The organism is Collinsella aerofaciens (genome assembly GCF_001405375.1).
Classification (GTDB): domain Bacteria; phylum Actinomycetota; class Coriobacteriia; order Coriobacteriales; family Coriobacteriaceae; genus Collinsella; species Collinsella aerofaciens_F.
Genome location: NZ_CYYP01000001.1, coordinates 131,883 through 140,016, shown reverse-complemented (window position 1 = coordinate 140,016; position 8,134 = coordinate 131,883). Strand labels below are relative to the sequence as shown.

Here is an 8,134-nt window from a genome sequence, read left to right as displayed (position 1 = left end):
GCAGGCCGGCCGCGAGGACACCTGCTACGAGCGCAAGGGGTCGCTGTGCCGCGACAAGCGCAACTGCACCAAGACCCGCTGCCTGGGCTGCGGCTCGGTGTGCGAGGTCTGCTGCGATGTGTGCCCCAACCGCGCCAACGTGGCAATTAAGGTGCCGGGCCTGGCCAAGCATCAGGTCGTCCATGTCGACGGCATGTGCAACGAATGCGGTAACTGCGCCGTGTTCTGCCCCTACCAGGAGGGTCGTCCCTACAAGGACAAGCTCACCCTGTTCTGGAGCGAGCAGGACATGGAGAACTCCGAGAACGAGGGCTTCCTGGCCGTGGACGAGGACCACTTTAAGGTTCGCGTCGCCGGCACGGTCCGCACCGTCTCGGTCGATGCCGTCAACACCGGTCTTCCCGAGGCCGTCCGCCTGACCATCAGGGCCGTGCGCGACAACTATTCGTACCTTCTTAAGAAATAGGCGAGTCTCTTATGGCCAAATCCATTCAACATAACGTGGCCTACGTTGCCTGCGGAAGTGGTTGCGCTTCCGCAGGCGGCGACGCCCGCTGCAGCGAAGGCTGCATTGGCTGTGGCGCCTGCGTCACGGCCTGCCCCTACGGCGCCATTGCGCTGGTCGATGGCATCGCCCGCGTGGATCGCTCCAAGTGCACGGGCTGTGGCCTGTGCGGCATGGCGTGCCCGCAGCGCGTGATTGCCTTCGTTCCCGGCTACCAGAACATTCTGGTGCGCTGCAACAACACCGATAAGGGCGCCATCGCTCGCAAGATCTGCGACACGAGCTGCATCGGTTGCGGCATGTGCGCTAAAAAGTGCCCTGCCGGCGCTATCCGCATCGAGGACAACTGCGCCCATATCGACGGCGTGGACTGCCTGTCGTGCGGCATGTGCGCCGTCGTCTGCCCGCATGGCGCCATCCACGACCGCACCGGCATCGCCGCCGGCGTGTAGAAGGGAATCACCATGGCACAGGAATTCACTTTTACCGTTAACGGCGTCGAGCGCACGACGACGGAGAATAAACCGCTGCTGCGCTACCTGCGCGACGACCTGCATATCCATTCCGCCAAGGATGGCTGCTCCGAAGGCGCTTGCGGCACCTGCACCATCCATGTGGACGGTGCGGCCGTCAAGGCGTGCGTACTGACCACCGCTCTTGCCGCCGGTCGCAACATCGTGACCGTCGAGGGCCTGCCCGAGGACGTGCGCGAGGCCTTTGTGTACGCCTTTGGTGCCGTGGGCGCCGTGCAGTGCGGTTTTTGCATCCCCGGCATGGTCATGGCGGGCGCGGCGCTCATCGCTGAGGACCCCGAGCCCACCGAGGAGCAGATCAAGTACGCCATTCGCGGTAACGTCTGCCGCTGCACCGGCTACAAGAAGATCATCGAGGGCATTTCGCTGGCAGCTGCGGTGCTCCGCGGCGAAAAGCAGATCGACGAGGACCTGGAGCGCGGCGACGACTACGGTGTGGGCAAGCGCGCCTTCCGCATCGACGTGCGCAAGAAGGTGCTCGGCGAGGGCAAGTATCCCGACGACATCGACGAGCTCGATCAGCCGGGCCTGACCTATGCTAGCGCCGTGCGCTCCAAGTATCCGCGCGCCCGCGTGCTCTCCATTGATACCTCCAAGGCCGAGGCCCTGCCCGGTGTGGTGGGCATCCTGCGCGCCGAGGACGTGCCGGTCAACCAGGTCGGCCACCTTATCCAGGACTGGGATGTCATGATCGCCCAGGGCGATATCACCCGCTGCGTGGGTGACGCCATCGTGCTGGTGGTTGCCGAGGACGAGGCGACGCTCGAGAAGGCTAAGAAGCTCGTAAAGATTGATTACGAGCCGCTGGAGCCCGTGCGCAACATTGTCGAGGCTAGGGCTGCCGACGCCCCGCGCCTGCATGACAGTTTCTTTGCCTTTGGCAACACGGTGGAACTCAAGGACAACGTGTGCCAGAGCCGTCACGTGACGCGCGGCGACGCCGCCAAGGCGCTAGCGGAGAGCGCGTTCACCGTGACGCAGCGCTTTACCACGCCCTTTACCGAGCATGCCTTCTTGGAGCCCGAGTGCGCCGTCGCCTTCCCGTACAAGAACGGCGTCAAGGTGCAGTCGACCGACCAGGGTGCCTACGATACGCGCAAAGAGTGCGCCCACATGTTTGGCTGGGACAACGAGCCCGAGCGTGTGGTTGTCGAGACCATGCTTGTGGGCGGCGGTTTTGGCGGCAAGGAGGACGTTTCGATCCAGCACCTGGCCGCGCTTGCTGCCTATAAGCTCCAGCGTCCTGTGAAGTGCAAGCTCACACGTGCCGAGTCGCTCGCGTTCCATCCCAAGCGCCACGCCATGGACGGCACCTTTACGCTGGGCTGCGACGCCGAGGGCAACTTTACCGGTCTGGACTGCGAGATCAACTTTGACACCGGCGCCTACGCGTCGCTGTGCGGCCCGGTGCTCGAGCGCGCCTGCACGCATGCCGTCGGCCCCTACAAGTACCAGAACACCGACATTCGCGGTTTTGGCTACTACACCAACAACCCGCCCGCCGGCGCGTACCGCGGCTTTGGCGTTTGCCAGTCCGAGTTTGCGCTCGAGAGCCTGATCGACCTGCTGGCAGAGAAGGTCGGCCTGGATCCGTGGGAGATTCGTTACCGTAATGCCATCGAGCCGGGTGAGGTTTTGCCCAACGGCCAGATCGCCGATTGCTCCACGGCGCTGAAGGAGACGCTGCTCGAGGTCAAGGATGCCTACTATGCGCATCCCGGACACGCCGGTATCGCCTGCGCCATGAAGAACGCCGGCGTGGGCGTGGGCCTGCCCGATGCCGGCCGCTGCAAGATCCGCATCGAGAACGGCGTGGCCGTGGTCTATGCCGCCACGTCCGACATCGGCCAGGGCTGCAACACCGTCTTTTTGCAGGACGTTGCCGAGGCATGCGGCCTGCCGCTGAGCTGCATCGCCAACGGCGAGTGCTCCACCGAGAACGCTCCCGACTCCGGCACCACGTCTGGTTCGCGTCAGACGGTCGTGACCGGCGAGGCCGTGCGCGGCGCCGCCTTCCTGCTGCGCGATGCCATGCTTGACATCGAGGCCGGCAAGCCCGCGCCCGATGCTCCCGTGAGTGCGCATGGCGACGGCGTCAAGATCGAGTACGACGACGGTCACGCCTATCAGCTGCGTACACAGGAACTCGTCGCCGGCCAGGGTATGCATCCTCAGGATCCCGCGGCCGCCATCAAGGCACTCGAGGGATGCGAGTTTGGCTACGTGTACCTGGAGCCGACCGACAAGCTGGGTGCGGATGTTCCCAACCCCAAGAGCCACATCTGCTACGGCTTTGCCACGCATGTGGTCATTTTGGATGATGACGGCCGCGTGAGCGAGGTCTATGCCGCGCACGATTCCGGCAAGGTGGTCAACCCCATCTCCATCCAGGGTCAGATCGAAGGCGGCGTGCTCATGGGTATGGGCTATGCGCTTACTGAGGACTGGCCGCTCAAGGACTGCGTGCCCCAGGCAAGGTACGGTACGCTCGGGTTGTTCCGTGCACCCGAGATCCCGGATATCCATGCCATCTACGTGGAGAAGGACGAGCTGCTGCCCGTGGCATACGGCGGCAAGGGCATCGGCGAGATCGCAACGATTCCCACGGCGCCCGCCGTACAGAACGCCTATCGCGCATTTGACGGCAAGCTGCGTCCCGATCTGCCCATGGTGGATACGCCCTACAGCCGCGTTCGCAACCGCGGGTAGGGTGGGGCGCGGACGACCATTGCTGATGGGCTGTTCACGCTCAACATCAACTGTATATGCTGCGCCTTTGGCCCCGGCCCCATCGCGAGCCGGAGCCTTTTGTTTGGAGCGGAAACTGTGTACCGGAATTTGGCTCCAACGTGGGTTGCATTTTCCGGGTGAAGCCTCAAGCGGAAACTGCGTCCCGGAATCGTGCCTCAGAATGGGATGCGTTTTCCGCTGGCCGGTCGTTTGGAAAGCGCATCCCAGTTTGAGCGTTTATTCCGGGATGCGGTTTCCGCTGAAGGACTCAACCGGAAAGCCTGTCCCGTTCCGAGGCTGGATTCCGGGACACGCTTTCCGCTAGGCCCGCCATACGGAAAGTGCATCCCGTTTTGAGTGTCCGAACTGGGACGCGCTTTCCGCCAGCGTGGCCGTTGGGAAAACGCGGCCCAGATAGGGGGGATGCGATTCGGCGATGCGTGGCCTAGCAGCTCCTACAGGTCCACCTCGTTGAGCCATGTCGGCAGCGCGGTCTGCCGGATGCCTGCCGTCTGCAGCTTTTTGGCGAGCACTCCTGCCGAGCGGACCTCGTTCATGGTAAAGCGCAGCAGAGGGTGGCCGTAGAGCGATAGGTGCGCCTCGCGCTGTCGTTCGGCAACGAGCGCCTCTGCGGTGGTGCGTCCGGCCAGCATGGTCTGGTCGGTATATTTGATGAGCCCGTCGAGCTCGCCCAGCGTGAGTTCCCGCGCCTGGCGCTCCCAGGTAAAGTCCGTTCGTATAGGCTTGGCCGAATCGAAGGGGTCCGTCAGCTCGTATTGAAGCCAGTCGGGCGCAAAGCCCGTCTCGATCATGACGGCTCGGGCGACCGATTCCCCGCCGCTCTCGGCGCGGGCGTCGGCATATCGAAGCGTTGTGAGAGCGGTGCGAATCGCACGACCATTGCGGGCAGTCGCTCGTTGCTCAACGGCCTCCATCAGCTGTTCCCGCGCAAGGCCGAGCTTTGAGATCGCCGAATCGGCAATGGGCATGCCGTCGGCAAAACCAGTTTGCAGCAGGCAATCTGTGGCCGTTTGGATGGGCGGCGTTACCGATATGCCGGCTCTGCGTATTGCTCCGGCCGGCTCAATCTGGTGTCGCTGAATATGTGCGCCCGGACGAGCCGACGGCTTTGTCGAGCTGCAAACATGCACGACGTTCAGGTGTCGCCACGAGACCTCGAGCCCCAGCAGGCAAGCTGCCGAAAACGAGCAGAACGTCCAATCGGGATGGATGATCGCAAGGGCGCGGATAATCTCGCAATGGCGTTGCGCTCGGTTGAGTTCATCCCAGCGCGTTTTTCGCGCGAACAGTCCCGGCATGGGGGAGACGACCGCGCTGCCGATGCGCCGAAGGAGCGCTTTTCGGATCGCCGTGCTCGGGGGAATCAGACAGCGCCCCTCTTGTTCGGCTTGAGTGAGCAGTTGGTCGATGAGCTGGTCATTGCAATGGGTCATGAGCTACCGCCTCCTTTTGGGTAGCAAAAACGTATCAGCTGGAACTTGCCGCTCAGCTGACCAAAAGCTGACCAAAATCTAACCATGCAGGTAGATGCCCTGCTTTTGGCGACATATTTCTTGTTTGAATCGGTGGGCGGTAATCGGCGACCTTGAACGGTAGCGAGTTATGAAGACTGGGTAAGTTTCGGGACGTGTACTTTTTTGAAAAGAGCATTCTATCTGCTGTTTTGTGTCTCTGGATCGCATGTTTGAAGGTCTGTGATAAGGGCGACGGATTGTCGTCTTGTATCTGCGGAAACAGTGATCCGGAATTGACGTTCGGAATGGGACGCGCTTTCCGGAACGCCCCTCAACCGGAAACTGCGTCCCAGATTTCGGCCTCGGAGTGGGATGCCGTTTCCGGATCGGGCCTCAAGCGGAAACTGCGTCCCGGAATCGAGCCTCGGGGTGGGACGCACTTTCCGGATGGCATGCTTGGCGGAAACTACGGCCCAGTTTTTGGCTCCAGAACGGGATACATTTTCCAGAACGGTCCACGTGCGGCGGTGTATCGCCCTTTTCGTGCGCCGCTTGTCGAATTACGTTATAGCTAGCTATATTATAGGAAGGTATAATATAGCTAGCTATAACGCAAAGGAAGGATGGCCCTATGTTTATCGGAAGAACGGCGGAAATGTCCGAGCTCAATCGACTGTATGGCACGGGCTCCTTTGAGATGCCTGTGATTTACGGCCGCCGTCGCGTGGGCAAAACGCGTCTTATCACAGAGTTCATCCAAGGCAAGAAGGCTATTTACTTTCAAGCTCGTCGCACCAATGCGGAGGCAAACCTGCACGGCTTTAGCCAGGCGATACTTGCAGGCTCGGTTGGTGCTGCAGGCGTGTCGTTTCGTAGTTTTGACGAGGCGTTCGATGCATTGGCCACCATGGCTCGCACGGAACGTTTGGTTGTCGTGATTGACGAGTATCCCTATCTCGCCCAATCGAATTCCGAAATCAGCTCGTTGCTGCAAGACAAGATCGACCACTTATACAAAGAGACCAGGCTAATGCTGATCCTATGCGGCTCGTCTCTTTCGTTTATGGAGGAACAGGTGTTGGGCTACGAGAGCCCACTATACGGTAGGCGTACGGCCCAGTTTAAGATTATGCCGCTCGATTTTACGACGACCCTCGGGTTGTGGCAGAGCATGGGTCGCGAAGACGCTGCAGTTTGCTATGGCATGACGGGCGGCATTCCTGCATATATCGAGAAAGTCGATCCTGCCGTATCGCTCAAGGACAACATCAAACGTCTTTTTCTTACTCCTACGGGCTATCTCTTTGAGGAGCCGAGTAACCTGCTGTTGCAAGAGTGCCGCAATCCCGAGCAATATGATGCGATCGTGCAAGCAATTGCTCAGGGGCGCTCGAGGATCTCGGAGATTGCGAGCTCTACGGGAATCCCTGCGAGCAACGTAAAGAGCTATGTGGATAAGCTGGCGTCGCTTGGGATTGTCGAGCGCGAGCTGCCCCTAAACGAGACGAGCAATAAGCGAGCCGTGTATCTGCTGAGCGATCAGATGTTTAGGTTCTGGTACAAGTTTGTTCCGCAGAACATCGGGCTGATTCAAAACGATATGGCCGAGATGGCGTATAAGCGCATTGAGCTGCACGTATCGGATTACATGGGTACGGTCTTTGAGCTCATATGCAGACAATACGTGTACGAACTCGCGCGCGCGGGCCAGCTCGATGTGGTTCCGGCGAGCGTCGGGCGCTGGTGGGGGACGGATAATCGCACGCATACGCAGGAAGAAATCGACTTGATTGTTGACGATGGCGAGGGCACTGCGCTGTTTGCGGAATGCAAATGGCGCAATGAACCGGTGGGCGAAGACGTGCTGCAAAAGCTCGTGCATCGAAGCGAGCTCTTTAGACGGCAGCACAAAAGCTATGCGATCTTCTCGAAGCACGGCTTTACGCAGGGATGTCGGGATACCGCGGAGAGTAGGGGAGACGTCAAGCTGATCTCGTTTGCCGAGATGTGAGGGCGGGGATAATGAAGCGCGTCCTGATTTGATGCTGGGAATGGGATGTGCTTTCCTTTTGCGACCTTTGGCGGAAAGTGCGTTCCAGATTTCGGCTTCAGAATGGGATGCCGTTTCCGGATCGGGCCTCAAGCGGAAACTGCGTCCCGGAATTCGGCTCCAAAACGGGATACGCTTTCCCGGTGGCATCTCTAGCGGAAACTGCATCCCGGAATGAGCTCTCGGAACGGGACACGCTTTCCCATCGGGGCCTCAAGCGGAAACCGTGTCCCGGAATCGAGCCTCAGGGTGGGACGCATTTTCCGGTAGAGGCCTGGGACGGAAGGCGTGTCCCAGAATCCGGCTAATCCGATGGCCAGGTGGTTGAGCGAGCGGGCTCCGAGGATCCATTACTGAAAATTCATTTGTTAAACCTGGCAACCGTGGGTAGAATAAAGTCGACGGCAGCCCAAGGGTGATAGCTGGGCAGCGCCGTTACTTAGTTCAAGGGGTCAATGCCTTAACGGCGTCGACCCCTCTAATATGAGAAAGCCATTGTCAATAGGCGTGTTTGTTCGAGCCCGGTTTTAAACCGGGCTTTTTCGTTTCCCGTCGGGAGGGCCCGCGCACGCTGCACGTTTAGTCGACGCTTGCCTGGCAAGCTAATATCCGCGGGCTCTTGCGGGCGCGCTGCCGGCGGTCAGCCCGGTATGTCCGCGCACCCCACCGCATTTCGATTCTCCGTCCGGCGCGCTCGTCCGAAACCAGTCTTGTTCACGGGCGCGGCCCTTGGGCTGCCCAAAAAGGGCTCGTGAACGCGCGCCGGCGATGCGTCGAGGCGCGGGCCCTCCCGGCGGGAGGCTTGTTGTCCGACGGGGTCAGCCGAGGGTCCCCTCCGCCC

4 protein-coding genes and 1 pseudogene are annotated in these 8,134 nt (G+C 60.7%); 4 read left to right on the top strand and 1 reads right to left on the bottom strand.

The annotated features are described in order from the left end of the window. The 3 genes and pseudogenes from ARB25_RS00665 to xdh all read left to right on the top strand — a co-directional run. A pseudogene (locus ARB25_RS00665) lies at positions 1–466 on the top strand (putative selenate reductase subunit YgfK); the annotation flags it as partial. A gap of 11 nt (positions 467–477) precedes the next feature. Then, positions 478–957, top strand: coding sequence for a 4Fe-4S binding protein (locus ARB25_RS00660; protein ID WP_055285180.1), 480 nt, complete (start codon positions 478–480; stop codon positions 955–957). Between the two features lie 12 nt (positions 958–969). After that, positions 970–3,747 (top strand): selenium-dependent xanthine dehydrogenase, encoded by a 2,778-nt coding sequence (gene xdh / locus ARB25_RS00655; protein WP_055285179.1) that lies wholly within the window; start codon positions 970–972, stop codon positions 3,745–3,747. Between the two features lie 476 nt (positions 3,748–4,223). Here the strand turns inward: xdh and ARB25_RS00650 are convergent, their stop codons facing one another. Next, positions 4,224–5,222 (bottom strand): hypothetical protein, encoded by a 999-nt coding sequence (locus tag ARB25_RS00650; protein ID WP_055285178.1) that lies wholly within the window; start codon positions 5,220–5,222, stop codon positions 4,224–4,226. 652 nt (positions 5,223–5,874) lie between these two features. Between ARB25_RS00650 and ARB25_RS00645 the strand changes: the two genes are divergently transcribed. Further along, positions 5,875–7,254 (top strand): ATP-binding protein, encoded by a 1,380-nt coding sequence (locus tag ARB25_RS00645; RefSeq protein WP_055285177.1) that lies wholly within the window; start codon positions 5,875–5,877, stop codon positions 7,252–7,254. Positions 7,255–8,134: the final 880 nt, after the last annotated feature.